This is a genomic window from Acinetobacter sp. WCHA55, assembly GCF_002165305.2.
Lineage (GTDB): Bacteria > Pseudomonadota > Gammaproteobacteria > Pseudomonadales > Moraxellaceae > Acinetobacter.
In genome coordinates this window covers 220,741-238,821 of the sequence record NZ_CP032286.1, presented here as the reverse complement: position 1 = coordinate 238,821, position 18,081 = coordinate 220,741, and the positions used below count along the sequence as shown (strand labels likewise).

The 18,081-nt window shown below is 37.9% G+C and carries 14 protein-coding genes, 1 tRNA gene and 1 pseudogene; 6 read left to right on the top strand and 10 right to left on the bottom strand.

The genetic code is table 11. The features are described 5' to 3' along the window. The first annotated feature begins 225 nt into the window (after positions 1-225). Both CDG62_RS03875 and CDG62_RS03870 read left to right on the top strand, forming a co-directional pair. On the top strand, positions 226-3,411 hold the full coding sequence (locus CDG62_RS03875; protein ID WP_087528673.1) for a DEAD/DEAH box helicase: 3,186 nt from the start codon (positions 226-228) through the stop codon (positions 3,409-3,411). A 60-nt stretch (positions 3,412-3,471) separates the two neighbouring features. Continuing rightward, positions 3,472-5,382 carry a hypothetical protein gene (locus CDG62_RS03870; RefSeq protein ID WP_087528674.1) on the top strand — a complete coding sequence of 637 codons (1,911 nt, stop codon included), beginning with the start codon at positions 3,472-3,474 and terminating at the stop codon, positions 5,380-5,382. 4 nt (positions 5,383-5,386) lie between these two features. Here the strand turns inward: CDG62_RS03870 and CDG62_RS19570 are convergent. From CDG62_RS19570 to CDG62_RS03855, 3 genes and pseudogenes are all read right to left on the bottom strand, one after another. Further along, positions 5,387-5,608 (bottom strand): annotated as a pseudogene (locus CDG62_RS19570) (HNH endonuclease); the annotation flags it as partial. A 53-nt stretch (positions 5,609-5,661) separates the two neighbouring features. Then, positions 5,662-6,594, bottom strand: coding sequence for an IS5 family transposase (locus CDG62_RS03860; protein ID WP_087528927.1), 933 nt, complete (start codon positions 6,592-6,594; stop codon positions 5,662-5,664). A 535-nt stretch (positions 6,595-7,129) separates the two neighbouring features. After that, complete coding sequence (locus CDG62_RS03855; protein ID WP_087526729.1) at positions 7,130-7,732, bottom strand: TetR/AcrR family transcriptional regulator; 603 nt, start codon at positions 7,730-7,732, stop codon at positions 7,130-7,132. Between the two features lie 499 nt (positions 7,733-8,231). Between CDG62_RS03855 and CDG62_RS03850 the strand changes: the two genes are divergently transcribed. Further along, positions 8,232-8,459 (top strand): hypothetical protein, encoded by a 228-nt coding sequence (locus tag CDG62_RS03850; RefSeq protein WP_004691623.1) that lies wholly within the window; start codon positions 8,232-8,234, stop codon positions 8,457-8,459. A 175-nt stretch (positions 8,460-8,634) separates the two neighbouring features. Further along, a tRNA-Thr gene (locus CDG62_RS03845) sits at positions 8,635-8,710 on the top strand. 66 nt (positions 8,711-8,776) lie between these two features. Here the strand turns inward: CDG62_RS03845 and CDG62_RS03840 are convergent. The 3 genes from CDG62_RS03840 to CDG62_RS03830 all read right to left on the bottom strand — a co-directional run bounded on the left by CDG62_RS03840 (position 8,777) and on the right by CDG62_RS03830 (position 12,205). Beyond that, a complete protein-coding gene (locus CDG62_RS03840; protein WP_087526728.1) occupies positions 8,777-9,607 on the bottom strand; it encodes an SAM-dependent methyltransferase in 831 nt (276 codons plus the stop codon). 3 nt (positions 9,608-9,610) lie between these two features. Further along, complete coding sequence (locus tag CDG62_RS03835; RefSeq protein ID WP_213070686.1) at positions 9,611-10,909, bottom strand: FAD-dependent oxidoreductase; 1,299 nt, start codon at positions 10,907-10,909, stop codon at positions 9,611-9,613. Between the two features lie 414 nt (positions 10,910-11,323). After that, on the bottom strand, positions 11,324-12,205 hold the full coding sequence (locus CDG62_RS03830) for a pirin family protein (RefSeq protein WP_087526727.1): 882 nt from the start codon (positions 12,203-12,205) through the stop codon (positions 11,324-11,326). A 332-nt stretch (positions 12,206-12,537) separates the two neighbouring features. On the opposite strand from CDG62_RS03830, the gene ycaC reads away from it, so the two are divergent. Continuing rightward, positions 12,538-13,164, top strand: a complete 627-nt coding sequence (gene ycaC / locus CDG62_RS03825) for an isochorismate family cysteine hydrolase YcaC (RefSeq protein ID WP_087526726.1) — start codon at positions 12,538-12,540, stop codon at positions 13,162-13,164. A 128-nt stretch (positions 13,165-13,292) separates the two neighbouring features. Continuing rightward, positions 13,293-14,216, top strand: coding sequence for a LysR substrate-binding domain-containing protein (locus CDG62_RS03820; RefSeq protein ID WP_087526725.1), 924 nt, complete (start codon positions 13,293-13,295; stop codon positions 14,214-14,216). A 97-nt stretch (positions 14,217-14,313) separates the two neighbouring features. Here CDG62_RS03820 and ahpC read toward each other — a convergent pair whose 3' ends face one another. The 4 genes from ahpC to CDG62_RS03800 form a co-directional block, all read right to left on the bottom strand. Continuing rightward, on the bottom strand, positions 14,314-14,877 hold the full coding sequence (gene ahpC, locus CDG62_RS03815) for an alkyl hydroperoxide reductase subunit C (RefSeq protein ID WP_087526724.1): 564 nt from the start codon (positions 14,875-14,877) through the stop codon (positions 14,314-14,316). 278 nt (positions 14,878-15,155) lie between these two features. Then, complete coding sequence (locus CDG62_RS03810) at positions 15,156-15,647, bottom strand: flavin reductase (protein ID WP_162904055.1); 492 nt, start codon at positions 15,645-15,647, stop codon at positions 15,156-15,158. An 81-nt stretch (positions 15,648-15,728) separates the two neighbouring features. Further along, on the bottom strand, positions 15,729-16,775 hold the full coding sequence (locus CDG62_RS03805; protein ID WP_087526722.1) for a methionine synthase: 1,047 nt from the start codon (positions 16,773-16,775) through the stop codon (positions 15,729-15,731). A 36-nt stretch (positions 16,776-16,811) separates the two neighbouring features. Beyond that, positions 16,812-17,804, bottom strand: a complete 993-nt coding sequence (locus CDG62_RS03800; protein WP_087526721.1) for a DUF1852 domain-containing protein — start codon at positions 17,802-17,804, stop codon at positions 16,812-16,814. Positions 17,805-18,081 lie beyond the last annotated feature (277 nt).

Here is an 18,081-nt window from a genome sequence, read left to right as displayed (position 1 = left end):
TTATCAAAGGTAATAACTAGATAATCAAATTATAATGACATCAGTTTAAAAGTTTATGCCAAACAACTATCTTTTATATTAGCCTAACAACCACTTATATAGTTCAATAAATTATAAATATTTCCCAGGAGAATAGATCTGATTTCATTTAGAATTTAGGCAAGCAAATTAATTGCTAAGAACTAAATTAGTTGTTAAATTCTATTTTATTTTAATACAAAGAATATGAATTCACATTCTAATACTAATCAATATTTATTGTTTGAAGAAGAATACTCAACTAAAGACTACCTTTTTGTTTCTAAAGAAAAAAGTAAGATAGGCAGTATATCTTGTTTAGCTTTACCTCAAAAAGAAAATATATTTTTTATTCAAAAAAAAGAAAATTGTACCTATACACTAATTCATCAAGAGTCTGGTCTACAATTTGAAGCTGAACTCACAAAGTATAAAAATAGCTATAAAATAAAGAATAATCTTTTATTTCCAAAATTTGAGTATGATAAGAGTTTAACCGACGTACAGCTTTTACCTCAGAATGCAACAGAAAAAAGCCTTCGTCCCGCACAAATTGGAGCCATTCACTCTCTCTTATCACATTGGTCTTTAGAAAATGGGGTAGCCACAGTTGTGCTCCCTACGGGGACAGGCAAAACCGAAACAATGCTCCTAACAAGTATTGTAACGCAAGCTATTAAAACGTTAGTTATTGTTCCAACTATAGATTTAAAAGAACAAATTTTTGAAAAATTTCAAAACTGGGGGATGCTTAGAGAACTTGGGGTAATCCCTTACAATTTTAAAAACCCCAAGATTATCGCACTCGAAAAAATAATAACAACTGATGATGATATAGATGTAATAAATTCGGCCGAAGTTGTTATTACAACACCTGCATTATTGGCTCGCAGCCCAATTAAACTACATAATAAACTTCAAAAACTTTTTAGTAATGTTTATTTTGATGAAGCTCATCATGTCAAAGCACGTGAATGGGATCTGCTAAAAAAATTGTTTAAAAAATCTAGAATTGTTCAATTCACTGCTACACCTTACAGACATGATAGGCAGCCTATAGAGGGTAAAGTAGTTTTCAATTACCCACTTTCCCAAGCTTTAAAAGATAAATGCTTTTCAAAAATTTCACTTATCGCAGTGGATGAAAGACATCCAAAAAAGAAAGATTTAGCTATCGCCCAAGCCGCTGTACAAAAGTTAATAGCAGATCGAAAACAAGGCTGGAAAAACCATAGAATTATGGTTCGAGCTAATAGATTGGAAAAAGCTACCGAGCTTTTAGCACTATATCAAAGCTGTTTTCCAGATGAGAGAATTACACTTGTTCACTCTAACTCCCCCCAAAGAAAAAGAATTATTGAAGATATAAAAAGGGATATGTATGACATTGTAATTTGTGTAGATATGCTTAAAGAAGGTTTTGATTATCCTAATTTTAAAATTGCTGCTGTTCACGGTATGCATAAATCTATCTCTGTCTTACTACAGTTTATTGGTCGTTTTACCAGAACACAGGAGGGACTTGGAGATGCCTCGTTCATTGTAAATTATGCTGAAGAAAACATGTCTCTAGAATTGGAGAACTTATTTCAAGAAGGCACTGGATGGGAACATGTTATTAGCCAAATTGCAGATGCTAGAAAAGCTCAAGCTGAATCTCTCCTTTCATTTTTACAAGGATGTCAACCATATGCTAGCTTTGACTCTCCCGATATCACATTAAATCCCAAGTTAGTATACCCAGCTTTAAGCTGCGTTTGTTTTCATGCGGATAAAGTAGATTGGCTTAAATTTAAAGATGCATTTAACATAAATAAATATGCTATTTCCCAACCCTATTTTAATCAATTAGAAAATGTTTTTTATTTCACCACACAAAGTCGGGACAAAGTAAAATGGGCTCGTTCAGATAAAATTAGGGATCAGACTTGGGGGCTTGTTGTTCTACATTACGACATTTCAACTAAACTTCTTTATTTAGGATACTCAGACAAACTACTTGATATAGAAAATTTAATTAAAAAAATTAGCCTAGATACAGCAGTTCAAATTAAAGATGATAATGTTTTTAAAGCTTTTCACAATATAAAAAGATTAAGTATTGTCCATGCAGGTATCTTCAAACCAGCTAATCATCTACATCGCTACTCTCGACTAAGTGGGGCTGATGTAACTGCTGAGTTAAGCAAATGGAAAGAAGGAAATAGATGCAAGAAATCAGATTTTGTTGGTATCGGTTTTAAAGAAGGTAAACCTATCAGCATAGGAGCATCTATTAAAGGTAAAGTCTGGAGCCCTTCTAAAGCTGCTGATCTAAAAGAGTGGAAAGAATGGTGTATTAATATTGGAAAAGTAATTACAGATCCCAACATTGATGCGAATCAAATTCTAGAGGACTCAGCTGAAAAAATTCAGCTAGAAGAATATCCTGACAATATGATTGTTTTAGGTACAGATTGGGCAGAAGATCTTTATGAAAAAATACATAAGCTAACTTTAGAGGTAGATGGAATTTCTTATCTACTCTCTGAAGCAAAAATTAATTTTATTAATTTTACTACCCAGACAGCTCATTTCAAGATATCTATTTATGAAACTGAAATCTTATTTTCACTTACGTTAGGCGGAGAAAAAGGGTTCCAAATTGAAAGATTAGATGATAAAAAAATATATATTTCAGGTTTAAAAAAAGATGAAATACTATTAAAAAAATTCTTAGAAGACTACCCGCCAACACTTTTTTTAATTAATAGTGATACTATCGCAGGATGTATCCACACAAAATTTAGTGATAAACCAGAATATCGAATTCCAAAAGAAAGAATGGAAGCTTTGGAATGGAATGATGTAAATTTTAAGATTGAATCTATCTATAAAGATGGAGGAATGCGTACAAATTCTATTCAAGAATTTATGATGAAAAAATTTATTTCTGAGGGAGCCAATATTGTCTTTAATGATGATAATTCTGGAGAGGCCGCAGATATTATTGCAATATTCAAAGAGGAAAATCTTATTCGTTTTGAACTTGCTCACTGTAAATATTCTAAAGAAAAGGCTGGAGCAAGGCTATCCGATCTATATGAAGTATGTGGACAAGCAATAATATCTTTACGTTATAAATGGAGACCTGAAGAATTAATACGACATTTATTACGCCGCAATCAAACAGGTGTTCTTGCTGGAAAGAGATTTTACTATGGTGAGCAAGATGAGCTAAACGAGATCAATAAAGCACTAAAGTACACAAATGTTGAGTTCGTTTTCTCAATAGCTCAACCAGGAGTAAACATTTCTTTAATGACTACAGATATGTATGATTTCTTGAGTTCCACCTATTCTACTGTTATTGATATGACTGAGACTAAACTTAAATGTTATTTCAATAAGTAATTCTTCGTGTATAAAATCAAAAAAGGTTAAAAAATATACAATTTTATAAAAAATTAATCTATGAAAAATTATATTCCATTCGATGCTACTGCATTACCATTTACACGACTTACCAGCGAGCAATTTGAACAATATTGCGAATGGTTACTTATTAAAGATAAAAATTTAAATAATGTTCACCGTGTTAAAGGTAATGGACACTATCAGGGTGGGCTTGATATTTGTGCCAATTTTGTAAAATCCCCTAAAAAGCTAGCTGTATATGAATGCAAATGCTGGGGAAATTTATCAATTCAAGAACTAGATAAAACTATAAAAAAGTTCAAACAAAACGACTTACTCCCTAACATAAATAAATATGTAATTATCCTTGCGCAAGAAGAAGTACCTAGAAACATTTCGAAGAAATGGCATGAGATACACCAAGAACTACATGCTTTAGGAATTGAGTCCGAGTTATGGACAGCCGTAACTTTAACCACAATGTCACAACCCTATCCAGACATTGTTAGCAAGTTCTTTCCAATGGCTCCTGAAAGTCAGTTTTACAATGAATGGATGCTTAGAACTCACTTTATTGAGACATTACATAAAGCGTTAATTGATCCTGATGAAAATAATCGAGAAGCGGCTAAAGAATTTCTTGATTTCTCTTCATTAAATTATTCAGATTTTGACGAATCCTTTTTTGAGGATGGCAATTGGAAAATTAAAAAAAAGTGGATTGAAATTTCGGCTTTATTACCTACACAAAACCATGTCGGCTCTGCCACTATTACGGTCAAAACGCATGATGCTCATGGGGTAAGTGTTCTTCTAGAAAACAAATGGTTGTTAGAAAATTTCTTAGGTAACTTAGGACAACCTATCCGCTCTCGGTATAGACCATTTTATATTGATAACCCATCAAATCAATCAGAAGTTATAGACTTACAAAACTGTCGTTTTAATCTACCAATCGAAGTTGTTCAACAAATTACAGAAGTCGCAGACAATCTTACTATCGCATACCTCGGGGCAATACAAAAAATTGAAGCCATATGGAAAGCTTATAATTTTCCTTTTACTTCATGGAACGGTCGAACATATGTTGCGTTATGTACATTGCCCAAGCAAATTTGGGACCTAATGATTAAGTTTACGAACGTTCATGATGTAGATAACGGAAACACTGAATGGCACATATTTTCAGCATCTCGAAATTTCATACAACTATATACTGGTGAAAAATATAAACCTGTAGAAGATGTTTATCACGGTATGTTTTGGGCAGAAAATATTGAAGATATCAACGGTAAAGATGAACTTACCTTGTTATGGGAACCGCCCTTTAGCAAAATCCCTGTATCCGAAGAACAATGGTGGCCTTGTCAAACTTCTTTTGAATGGATAACTGAGAAACTTATTCCTGAAGCTATTAATTGGAATAAAAAGAAGAACTTTTTTTCCTACTTTAGTTACTCAAGCAAAATCAGAAATTTAAAAGATCTAAAGGACTTTGGTTTCATGAGGGATATTCGTAAATTTGCGTTACTCAAAGATCATTACTATCGAAGTTTAGGTGTATTAAACACAATCGAGATCTTGCAAGCTTTTTATATTTCCCCCAAAAGTAGCCGTGCCTATTTCACTACGAATGAGATTTCACAACTATATCTTTGTCTGATTTCTTTGGTCGAAAATGCAAAAGGTTATTTTTCTTATATCTCTTCAAAGCTTGATTTTTATAATGAAGAATTTTCAAATTTTGAGGAACTTCTTAATGCGCTTAGAGGTAGAGTAGAAGAAGAGAGCTTTTTAATGAATAATCATGAAATTGAACTTATTTTCAGAGCCATGGGCGAATGTATCTATCTTGATGATTCATGGATAGATATCAAATTAAAAGAAGAAATTTACTTAGCCCTTAAACCCTTTTTAGAATTTCATGACCATCAACTACTTATAGATAGATACTCTAAATTTATGTAAATGCTTAGGACTTATTTGTCCACAATAAATACCCATTCTCTTCAGCCTGCCGATAGGCCCAGCTCGCAACACGATGTGATCTCTCAATATCAGTCAAAAAACCCAACTTTGATAACTCATCTGTAATGATGCTATTAAAGTTTTGATTTCGCTCTTGCCATTGTAATAAAAATTCCTCTGAGGCTAAAAAATCACTTTTAGCAGAATTGCACTTTTCATCCGCGAGCGGCTTTGTTGCATAAAGCCCTTAAAGATAGAGCTTTCCTAAGTTGCTCAAATTTAAGTGACAACTTGGGTATGAGGTCGGCCTAATTCTGTAAATCTATTTAAAATGGCTATACGAGCATGTACCTCGTTGACTTGGCTTTGAAAGTTCCTAGCACTGAGTTTATCGCCTAATAATTTGATGCAGTGCATCTTGGTTTCAACCAGACTTCGCTGATGGTAGCCCGACCATTTTTTCCATAGTGTCCTGCCTAAACGTTTAACAGTGCGAAGTAATTCATTTCGCTCTAGCGAATGAACTTTTTTATCTTTCCAAGGCTTGGCATTTTTTCTAGGTGGAATCACTGCATGTGCTTGCCGATCTGCAATGACCTGTCGGCATTGCTTGGTGTCATAAGCGCCATCGGTATATACGGAGTCAATCTGCTCATCCAATGGAATCTGATTGAGTAAATCCCCAAGCACCTGTGAATCACTTACATTGTTGGTCGTGAGCTGAACGGCTCGTATTTGCAGGGTTCTAGCATCTATACCAATATGAAGTTTACACCATTGGCGACGATATTCAGACTGATGCTTTTTACGTTTCCATTCACCTTCGCCCAAAAACTTTAAGCCAGTAGAGTCTACGAGTAGATGAAGCCCATCACTGTTTTTCTGATAACTAATTGCAATATCAATATGCTTTTGTCTTCTACAAAGCGTACTGTAATCTGGTGCTGTCCAATCTAATCCACAAAGTTTAATTAAGCTTTGAACAAAGCCAGTGACCATGCGTAAAGTAAGTCTAAATAGAGATTTGATCATCAAACAGCATTGAATCGCTATGTCGGAGTAGGTTTGACTTCGACCTTGTTTGCCTTGAGGTTCTGCATACCATTGTGTTTTTGGATCGAACCAAATGGCAATATTCCCACGATTAATGAGAGCTCGGTTATATGCGGGCCAATTGGTTGTGCGGTAGATTTTGTGTGTAGGCTTCTTCATTTGGAAATTATATTGCTGAAGAAGCCCTTAAGAACAGCTTTGTGCAACAAAGCCTGTTACACCCTCATAAACGAGCATAATTTAGCCACAATTTAGCAAAATAATACTACTCAGTTTAGTTATACGCAATAAAAAATAGAAAATAGTCACAAAAAATCCTTATAAATTTCATTTAATGCAAAAATAAATATAGATTATTTAAACCATATGGTTTAGTATTTATTCTGCGACATCAAATCGCGAACCTCACAGGTTGGGTGCTTTGCTATCCCGACCATTTCGACCATCGTGCTGTAGTTGTCTGGTCCACCCCATACCACATAGGTATGGGGTTTTTTTGACCGAAATATGTAGTCTTCTATAACTAATATTAAGTATTTCAATACGATATCTTTAAACCATATAAATCCCAAAGTCAGCGTTCAAATCTGAATATAGACAAGGCATGCAGGCTTAATCATAAAAAAAAGCCCCTCTAGGGGCTTATATCAAATACAATCATAACTCTTGATAAATCAACTCATAACTGTCGGCACTAAACACCATAAATTTTTAAAAAATGTTTAACGGCTGTTTCCGTCTGTTTATGGATTTCTTCCTCTGTCCACGTCAATTTCTGCCCCCACAATGCCAACTCTTGAAATTCTGCCTCACACAGTGCTTTAAAATACTTTGCCAACACAGATGGGCTTTCATCTTGTAAAACTCTCGTTTTCACTGCTTTTTCCATCACATAAATAAAAGTCGAAACAACTTTCATGACTCCCTGCTCAAAGTAAATTTTAACAATTTCGGGTTGTCGTTTTGACTCACCAATGACCAGTTTATTCAGAGCAATAATATGAGGCGATAAAAGCTTGTTAATATAGGTCAAGCCCAATTGATATAAGGTTTTATCAATTGTGGTGGTAAAGGTGATGATTTCATTTAATTCATTCATAAAATCCTGAGCCGAGTCGATAATATACGCCTCAAACAAATCATCTTTGGACTTAAAATAGTTATAAAACGTGGGTTTTGAGCTTTTCGAAGTCTTTACTATGGCATCGATTGTCACCGAGGCATAATCCTGATTTAAAAATAACTCTTCAGCAGCGGTGATAAAACTTTTACGTTTTTTACTTGTTTTAACGCGCACTCTACACCCCTATTAACATTAAATTAAAGAACTAGAAATAGTCTAATGGATTCAGCCATTATTCACCAAACTTCGCAATGAAGCAGTCAATATCCCGCGCGTCCTATTTCAGGATGAAATATTATTCATCCCTCAGGCTTTACACACACTTGATCAGGACTACAGTTGAATCCACAACACTGCGACCAATCAACATCAATTTGATTCCCATAAAGTGGAATCATCCACTTTATTTGTTGACGAATCCAATCTTGGCACAAAGTCTGCTTATTTAACACTACAGATCAGGTCAAAGGAGAAATGTATCCTCGATTAAATCGATCGATCAGCAAGAAAGACTTGAACCTAGTCCTAAGTTGGGCTAAAACAATTTCTAAGGGAGGTAAAAATAAATCATCCATGATCATCTAGATGCAATGTTTATGAAGCACAATTCATTTGTGGTATATAACTAGCGAAACACCAAATTGACCAATAAAACTGCTATTCGGGAGTCAGAATGAATAACAGCACCAATTATGTCAAACAAATTAAAAACGCTAAACGAGGCGGTTATACCCCAACTCTTGCAAAGGATGTCAACAAACATAAAATTCAAAAAGCAATTCGTCTGATTGAACAATGGAGAACGCTGGCCAATGAACTCAAACCTCAAATGCAACTCGACATGGCTTTTACGTTGGAAGAATGTGCCCAAGACCTCGATCAAATTTTAAGGAGCAAATAAGTTCCATGTTTTCAGTTAACCCTATTTAAAAAAAGTTTCATCAGTCCCCAAATTTTATTCTTAGCTTTCACCCACTCTTTGGTGGGTGAAGTTTGCACAAAAAAATATGTGTATTTCAATCGCTCACTTTTTGGCTTGCGTTTTCAAGAAAATCCGCTATTATTCTCACCACGTTGCCGGCATAGCTCAGTTGGTAGAGCAACTGACTTGTAATCAGTAGGTCCACAGTTCGAATCCGTGTGCCGGCACCATTTTATACTTAGCCTCGCTTTTTAGTGAGGCTTTGTTGTTTCTGGCCTTTTGTTTTTTATTTCATTTTAAACGTCTTTAATTGCCGTAATTTGAACATAGCGCACGACACCCTGTTCAAATAATTTTTGGCAAAGTTTTGCCGTCATTTTAATTTTGAAATGATCCAAGTTTTGAGCAGCCTGTTGGGCTAAATACACATGATAATAATGAGAAAAACCAGCCAAAACTGCATCTGATAAATCTTCAATAGCAACTCGCTGATAGCCTTGTGCTTCTATCGAATGCTCCAAATTGGCTTTTAACTGAAGATGTTCCAAATGAACATTGGCTGCTTTTAACAGCATTTTCAGTTGAAGCTTCTCAAAGCGATTTAAATTCAAAAATGCATCACTCAACATCAAATAATGAAAACCAATCCGCCCTTTTGAATTTAAAACAGAATGAGTTGATCTTAGAAATGAATTTAAATCACTGTGATAAGCGGCATCGAGGCACAACACCACATCAAAAGGTACTGAAAATAGCTTTGAATTTAAATTTAAAAATGACGTTTGAATGATAGGAACATTTGAATTTAAAGTGTGTTGTATGCGCTGAACACATTCTGCTTGTAATTCAACCGCGCAAAGTTGCTGAATATAGTAATGCTGCTGCCACAGCAATAGACTCGCACCCTGTCCACAGCCCAAGTCTAAAACACGGTCATTTGATTTTAGCTCTAACCGATCAGCAAGATGCGTTGCCAGTGTTTGACAAGCCTCAGGATAGGAGGATTGGTTATTTTCCCAATACCCCAAATTGCTCCAAGCCAATACAGCGTGATCTCCCAATTGTTTTGCATCAATTGCATATTTATGTTTGGGTAGATGTCGCTGTAAGCTTTGGAGCCATTTCATGCTTTAGTAGCCGAGTTGTGGGGCAACCTCAACTTTAGGTTTTAATCCAACAAACGGCAATGGTGCACCGAAAATTTCTGCAATATGCATCGCTGAAGTTACGGCAGACTCTAAAATAGGCAGACCATCGCACGACCATGAACCACAGAAGAAGACTTTTCGGTTGACACTTTTATGACGTTGTTGTAACTCTTTATTTAAAGCCACAGTTTGCGAATCTACCACCGCACGTGTCAAAGTTACTGTTGAAATCACTTTTTTCGGGTCAATCTCGGTCACAGGCTGCCACGTTTGGAACACGGCGTTTTTACCAACCAGACTTGGTTCGACTGAATTGAGCCAAACCGTAAACTGTTGGCGGGTAAACTTACGATCCATCATATAACTCAGTACTGACCAATCTTTACGCTTAGGTGGCATCACGGAAGGATCAGTATGGATCACCAGTTGACCTTGCTCAAAACGGAACTGTTTTAACAGCGCAATATCATCTGCAAACTGGACAGGATCTAAAAACTCTTCAATTTTTGTGGTTGGCGTTGCCACCACCACGCGGTCAAACAGTTGTTGTTCGCCCTTGTTATTTTCTACCAAAACCTTGTCACCTTGTTCAGTGACTTTGCGAATAGCCGATCCACTTTGGATATTGATGTTTTCAATCAATTTATCGACTAAAGCAGGTGTTCCACCTTGTATACGCAATAAAGCATCACCATCCGTCAACTGACGTAAAAAGATCAGCAGTGGTTTCGCTGGCCATTCGCCAATCGTTTTTGGATTACAGGTACAGATGGTATAGAGCACAGGCATAACTGCGCCATGCCAAAACACTTCTTCAATGTCATGCTGGTTGATAAATTCAGCCAAGGTAATGTCTTGATCTTTAGATTTGAAGAATTTAGCAATCGCGGTTTTAAGCTGCAACATGCCTTTAACCAAGCGCCATCCATACTGCTGTAGGCCTTTACGGTTATTGATAATTGGGAAATTGCCAATGCGGCTACGCGTCGTAGTTAACCATGTTTCTGTACGGTCTTCAAACAACCAACTACATGCCATGTAGGTGCGTACTGGATAGGTTTTAATGCCTAAATAAGTCGCAAGACTTAAGGTATTTTTCCATAAGTGTGGGTTCATGACACGTAACGGAGCATCAATCAATCCACCTTCAAACTCTGTACTGTGGCTATCCATCCCTCGCCCAGTCAGTGCTTCGAAAATAGTAATATTATGCCCAGCATCCTTTAGAATTCTTGCGGTAGCAAGACCGGCCATGCCGCTACCAATAACTGCAATATCCAAAATTATGATCCGTCAGTCTGACTTATATTGACTGAAATTATGACCCAATGTCGAAAAAATAGGGCTATTAAAAAATACCAGAATCACATTTTTTCATGTGGTGCACCGATAGGAAGATATCTGCTTAAATTACACCTCATTACACTAAAAAACCACTCAAATAAGCACACGTTTTTTATAAATTTTATTTTAAATAAAAATATAAACTGTTTAAAAACAAAGTATATAAATTAACCATTTTTATAATATCTGTTTTACAAACCAACAAAAAGACGCTAAGATACGCCCCACACAAAAACGACAACTACATCACATAATAAACTATGACCAACTATGCAAAACAAGAAGTCTACAGCGCCTAAAAAATCCCTACCCTTGACCGAGTAGGGATTTCTTCTTTTTAGCGACAGGATTTTAGTCCACTACAGCAACGGGGATTTCACCAAACTTGCCACGATTAAAATCGTCAAAGGCCTGCACAATTTCCGCTTTGCTATTCATCACAAATGGACCATAACCTTGAATTGGCTCATTGAGTGGTTCACCAGTCAACACCAAGAACTTAGTGTCTTGCAGCGCTTGTAGTTGAATTGCAGCTTCGCCATCTTGAGCAAACATCACAATGGAACTATCTACCACTTTTTGCGTGCCATTAATTAGTACTTCACCACTGAGCACGACCACAATCGTGTTATGTGTGACTGGCACATGGATAAAAGTTTCATACTCTGCTTTTAATTCACCATCCCAAACATTGACGGGACTATACGTTTGAGCAGGGCCATGATGACCACCAAACTCACCTGCAATCACACGTATGTGTCCAGCATTGTCATCCATTTCAATACGTGGAATATCCGCCACGGTCAAGGCTTGATAACGCGGTGTAGTCATTTTGTCTTTGGCTGGCAAATTCACCCAAAGTTGTACCATTTCAAACAGGCCACCATGCTCAGCAAAGGCTGGAGAATGAAACTCTTCATGCACCACACCTGAACCCGCAGTCATCCACTGTACATCGCCAGTATTGATGGTACCACCGCCGCCGCTAGAGTCTTTGTGTGTCACTTCACCGCTATAGGCGATGGTAACCGTTTCAAAGCCACGATGCGGGTGTGAACCCACACCACGTTGCGATGTGGTTGGATCAAATTTGTAAGGTGCAGCATAGTCCAAAAGTAGAAACGGACTAATCGCTTGTCCTAAGCGGTCATATGAAAAGAGGTTTTTGACAGGAAAACCATCACCCACCCAATGCATGTCTTGATTACGATAAACACCAATTACTTTTTTCATCTTGGAACTCCTATATCGATAGGATGAATATGCAATCTATACTACCCCTTTCCTCAGCCGCCTTATAGCACTGCGCTAACACACACAATCACACAGATAGGACAATTTCGCTAAAATCATCTCATCTTCATAAAAAATAATTTAAAAACAAAGCCATTCTTAATTTTTATGGCATATTTTTGCTCAAATTTTCCTATTTTTAAGATTAAGCATCTCGTTTGAGTTATTTTATTGTCTCATTTTCCTACCTATGATGATGTTCAATCTCAAGGCCATAACCTTCTTACTGATTGCCTTGGGACTCGACTGATAATCACAACGAGGACAGAAAAATGGCTAAACCTTATATTCGTTTAGACAAAGATAATGCAGCGGTTCTTTTGGTGGACCACCAAGCGGGTCTCCTTTCATTGGTCCGTGACATTGACCCAGACAAATTTAAAAACAATGTACTCGCACTGGCTGCTGCCGCGAAATATTTTAATCTTCCAACCATTTTGACCACCAGTTTTGAAGATGGTCCAAACGGCCCTTTGGTCCCTGAATTGGTCGAAATGTTCCCCAACGCACCTTATATTGCACGCCCTGGGCAAATCAATGCATGGGATAATGAAGACTTTGTTCAAGCGGTGAAAGCCACAGGTAAAAAACAATTGATTATTGCCGGTGTAGTGACTGAAGTCTGTGTGGCCTTCCCTGCACTGTCGGCGCTTGAAGAAGAGTTTGATGTCTTTGTGATTACCGATGCATCGGGAACCTTTAACCCCATCACTCGTGATGCAGCATGGGATCGCATGTCTCAGGCAGGCGCACAGCTGATGTCATGGTTTGGGGCAGCTTGTGAATTACACCGTGACTGGCGCAATGATATTGAAGGCCTCGGTTCACTCTTTGCAGCGCATATTCCAGACTATAAAAACCTGATTCAAAGCTATAGCAAAAATACAGCGCAAAAATAATCAGACCTCAGTAAAAGCGATCTTCGGATCGCTTTTTTTGTCGTGTGCAATCGTTAGCGATGATACAGTATCAAATCATCCACCACAGACTGCCTTCGGTCATCAATCAATACAGGCTTGAACTCATCATGCATTCATTTGACGACTATTATTATTTTTATCTTGTGGTCAAGCACGGTGGTTTCAGTGCTGCAAGCGATGCTTCGAACATCACCAAGTCTAAACTTAGTCGCCGCATTTTAGACCTTGAAGCCAAGTACAATGTGACCCTAATTCAGCGTTCAACACGACATTTTAAAGTCACACCTTTGGGACAAGAGCTATTTGAAGAATGTCGTCAAATCATTCAGCAAGTCGAAAGTGCACACAATGTTTTACTGAAACAGAAAAGCGAACCGCAAGGTTTAATCAAGATCAGCTGCCCTTCTGTGATGATGCGCTATCAAGTGCGAGACTTACTCCATCATTTTTTAAAACAATATCCCAAAGTCCAAGTAGAAATGGAGCTGACCAGCCGTCGTGTGGATGTCTTGCATGATGACATTGATCTTGCCATTCGGACCAATTTTAGTGCCAATGAAGACTCGAGCATTGTAGTCCGTGATGTGGTCAAAACCACACATTGTTTGGTGGCCAGTCCTGACCTGCTACAAGGCCATGAAATTCAATTTGCCACCGAGTTGAATGATTTTCCAACGCTGGCTCTAGGAGTACAAAAATCCAATTATCAATGGTTATTGCATCATACCCAGAGTGATGAACAGATTGTGATTCCTTTAGAACCACGGGTCAAAAGTAATGATGTCGCAGGCGTGTATTACTCGGCGCTAGATGGGCTCGGCATTGCCAACCTGCCTTACTTAACGGTAGAGGCAGATATTGCTTCAGGTCGCCTGATTCACATTTTGCCCGACTGGTGTTCCAATATTGGAACCGTACAGCTGGTCTATGCTTCACGTAAAGGACAACGCTTGGTCATGGAAAAACTGATCGAGCATTTGATCCAAGGTTTAAGAAACTTTGCCAGCACCAGCAAGGGTTACTATCTGTAAAAGCTAAAAGAACATTGCATAAAAAATCAGCCACTTGGGCTGATTTTTTACAGGTATCATGCTCATGACTCAGCACAATGCAACCATCGAGGGTGACTTAAATTTTACCAACCAAGTCGATTGACGGCGCAAGCGTTGCTTCGCCTTCTTTCCATTTTGCAGGACATACTTCGCCTGGGTGCGCATGTATATATTGTGCTGCTTTCACTTTACGTAATAGTTCAGATGCATCGCGACCAATCCCGCCAGCATTAATTTCAATAATTTGGATTTTACCTTCAGGATCAATCACAAAAGTACCACGGTCTGCGAGACCTTCAGTTTCAATCAGCACGTCAAAGTTTTTAGACAAAGTCCACGTTGGATCGCCAATCAATGGATATTGAATTTTACCAATCACATCTGACGTGTCGTGCCATGCTTTATGGGTAAAATGGGTATCGGTCGATACGCCGTAAATTTCCACGCCGAGTTTTTGAAATTCAGCATAGTGATCGGCCAAGTCGCCCAATTCTGTTGGACATACAAAGGTGAAATCAGCAGGATAGAAAAATACGACAGACCATTTGCCTTTTAAGTTTTGCTCAGACAACTCAATGAATTCACCATTTTGGTAAGCTGTTGCATTAAATGCTTTAATCTCAGTATTGATTAAACTCATGTATTCGTCCTCAAAAAATTTGTGAGAGTGCTTATGTGATGAAGCAAGAATACGCACAAACCAAAAATTGGTAAAACAGTAAGTTTTTATTATTTTTATCGGATTTTTAGATTTATTATTTCCCAATACTGTTGCCCGATTTTCACCATCTTGTGGTCTAAATGAAAACCTTTCGATTTTTCAAATGAGCCCAATACAGTCAAATCTTGAGTCAAGTCGAGGAAAATCTATGATTTAGGAGGTCATTGCAGCACTTTGATGTTCAATATAAAGTGAATTTAAGCCGTTTCGGTCTGCCCTACCTGATGATAAGCACGATTAAAATAAACCAAACTTTGCTCATGCTGGCTTTGTTGAATCGCGACAATACGACACATAAAAACTGTGTGTGTTCCCACTTCTTGAATGTCATCAATTTCACAGTCAAAATTGACTAAAGCATCCTTTAAAACAGGTGCGCCCGTTTCTAGTTCGGTCCAAACACCATGTTTAAAACGCTCTTCAGACGTCATTTTAGATGCAAAGACATTCGAAATATGCTGATGTTGTGCGCCTAACACATTCACAGTTAAAATTTTATTATCGACAAAATGTGCATGTGAACGCGATGCCTTATTCATACAGACCAATAATGTCGGGGGTGTATCCGTCACACTACACACCGCAGATGCTGTGAACCCATGACGATCAGCCATGCCTGCCGTAGTTACGACACTCACTGCACTGGTTAACAAAGACATTGCATTTCTAAAGTCTATTGCTTCAATCATCATTTTATTCCTCAGTAACGGACACATGCTTGTACTCGGATAAGAGCTCCCGATTTGGTCAAATTGGGGAGCTCTTTCACATCATGCGCTTGCTGCGTATGAAGCCGAGAGTTCTTTACGAATAATTTCTGCACCAGCGCTTAAGGCATTCAGCTTACCGCGAGCAACATGACGCGCTAAAGGCGCCATACCACAGTTGGTTGATGGATATAGTTTATCTGCATCGACAAACTGTAGGGCCTTACGTAATGTATTTGCCACTTCTTCTGGTGTTTCAATGGTATTGGTTGCCACATCAATCGCACCGACCATGACTTTTTTACCGCGAATCAATTCAATTAAATCCATCGGCACACGTGAGTTTTGGCATTCAAGTGAGATGATGTCAATTTTAGACTGCTGTAGTTTCGGAAATGCTTCTTCATATTGACGCCATTCTGAACCTAAAGTCTTTTTCCAATCTGTATTGGCTTTAATACCGTAGCCATAGCAAATGTGTACTGCTGTTTCACATTTCAAACCTTCAAGCGCACGCTCTAAGGTTGCTACGCCCCAGTCATTGACTTCATCAAAGAATACATTAAATGCAGGTTCATCAAACTGAATGATGTCCACACCCGCTGCTTCTAACTCCAATGCTTCTTGATTCAAGATTTTGGCAAATTCCCAAGCCAATTTTTCACGACTTTTGTAGTGACCATCATATAAGGTATCAATCATGGTCATTGGGCCAGGCAATGCCCATTTAATTGGTTGAGTGGTTTGACTGCGTAAAAATTTCGCATCCTCCACAAACACTGGCTTTTGACGTGATACGGCACCTACCACCGATGGAACGCTTGCATCATAACGATTACGGATACGAACCATTTCACGCTTTTGAAAATCCACACCATCCAAATATTCAATAAATGTGGTCACAAAATGTTGGCGAGTCTGTTCACCATCACTCACGATATCAATGCCTGCATGCAATTGTTCTTGCAAAGACAAACGTAAAGCGTCTTGTTTCGCTTCAATCAGTTGCTCACCCTCAAGTTTCCAAGGTGACCATAGTTTTTCAGGTTCTGCTAACCACGATGGTTTCGGTAAACTGCCCGCAGTTGATGTTGGTAATAAAATGGCCATTTTAAATCTCTATTTCAATATTCTATTTCAGTTAAATTAAGCAGCGTTGCTGTTTACGGTGTAATTCGCAGCCCATTGTTCAAGGATGTCTTGATACGGCTTAATAAAGTTCTCTTCCGTCCATTTACCTTGTTTAACCGCTAACTGACCACGTTCAACACGGTCATATACAATTTGTGTTAATGAGTAATCTGGATACTCTAAGCTGGCTTGATACACTTGCGCTGCCGATGAATTTGCATTGTAAATTTCAGGGCGATAAATCTTTTGGAAGGTTTCCATGGTGCTAATCGCGCTGATCAATTCAAGATCGGTATAATCACGCAGTAAATCACCCGCAAAATAGAATGCTAAAGGTGCAGCACTCCCTTTTGGCATAAAGAAGCGAACCTGTAAGCCCATTTTATGGAAATACTCATCGGTACGTGAGTACGCATCTTGTTTATACTCAACGCCTAAAACGGGATGCTCATTGGCAGTACGGTGATACTTCTTCGCGGTTGAAACGCTCAAGCAAATCACAGGTTGTTGATTAAACTCTGCTTTAAATGTTTCCGAGTTCACCAGATACTGATAAAGCTTACCGTGTAATTCACCAAAACCTTCAGGTGCATACGACGTCGAATTCTCTTTATTATGTTCTTTCAACACCACGCTAAAATCGTAGTCACGTACATAAGATGAGAAGCTATTGCCAATCATGCCCTCAATACGTTGATGGGTATGATGATCGGTGATCGTGCTTTTCAGCATTTCAATAATTGGGAAAGATTTTCCATTCCCTTCAACATCTAAATCTGCAGAAATAATATCGATTTCAAGCGAATAACGATCACCATTCGGGTTATCTGTTTGTGCTAAGGCATTGAAGCGATTATTAATCATACGAAGTGTATTACGTAGGTTCTGCTCACGGCTTTCACCACGCGCCAAGTTAGCAAAGTTCGTCGTTAGACGTGTGTTATCTGCTGGTTGATAGTTTTCATCAAAACGAATGCGTTTAATTGAACATGCAAACTCTGTACTCATGGCGATCTGTTACCCTATATTTCTGCGATAAAACTGAATTTCTTTCATGCTCTTTCTAGACGTTCCAATTTTATTTTTGGATCTTTCTAGCGAATCGTTTTTCTAACCTTTTCAGTTTTTTCTGAACATCAGGCTAAGAAGCAACGATGAATATCAACTATCGTTAAGAGCGTGGTTTAATTTATACCTGAATGATCACATGAATAAAAATGATTTAATCTCACACCAAAGTGAACTAAATTCATGTTTTAAAATTTTGTCGCTTTAACAATGGAAT

Bases quoted from the DNA above. Each gene is read 5' to 3' on its own strand.
- CDG62_RS03820 (WP_087526725.1), top strand. From the start codon at position 13,293: ATGCATTCATTTGACGACTATTATTATTTTTATCTTGTGGTCAAGCAC.
- CDG62_RS03805 (WP_087526722.1), bottom strand. From the start codon at position 16,775: ATGGCCATTTTATTACCAACATCAACTGCGGGCAGTTTACCGAAACCA.
- CDG62_RS03860 (WP_087528927.1), bottom strand. From the start codon at position 6,594: ATGAAGAAGCCTACACACAAAATCTACCGCACAACCAATTGGCCCGCA.
- CDG62_RS03810 (WP_162904055.1), bottom strand. From the start codon at position 15,647: ATGATTGAAGCAATAGACTTTAGAAATGCAATGTCTTTGTTAACCAGT.
- CDG62_RS03830 (WP_087526727.1), bottom strand. From the start codon at position 12,205: ATGAAAAAAGTAATTGGTGTTTATCGTAATCAAGACATGCATTGGGTG.
- CDG62_RS03800 (WP_087526721.1), bottom strand. From the start codon at position 17,804: ATGAGTACAGAGTTTGCATGTTCAATTAAACGCATTCGTTTTGATGAA.
- CDG62_RS03870 (WP_087528674.1), top strand. From the start codon at position 3,472: ATGAAAAATTATATTCCATTCGATGCTACTGCATTACCATTTACACGA.
- CDG62_RS03840 (WP_087526728.1), bottom strand. From the start codon at position 9,607: ATGAAATGGCTCCAAAGCTTACAGCGACATCTACCCAAACATAAATAT.
- ycaC (WP_087526726.1), top strand. From the start codon at position 12,538: ATGGCTAAACCTTATATTCGTTTAGACAAAGATAATGCAGCGGTTCTT.
- CDG62_RS03875 (WP_087528673.1), top strand. From the start codon at position 226: ATGAATTCACATTCTAATACTAATCAATATTTATTGTTTGAAGAAGAA.
- CDG62_RS03850 (WP_004691623.1), top strand. From the start codon at position 8,232: ATGAATAACAGCACCAATTATGTCAAACAAATTAAAAACGCTAAACGA.
- ahpC (WP_087526724.1), bottom strand. From the start codon at position 14,877: ATGAGTTTAATCAATACTGAGATTAAAGCATTTAATGCAACAGCTTAC.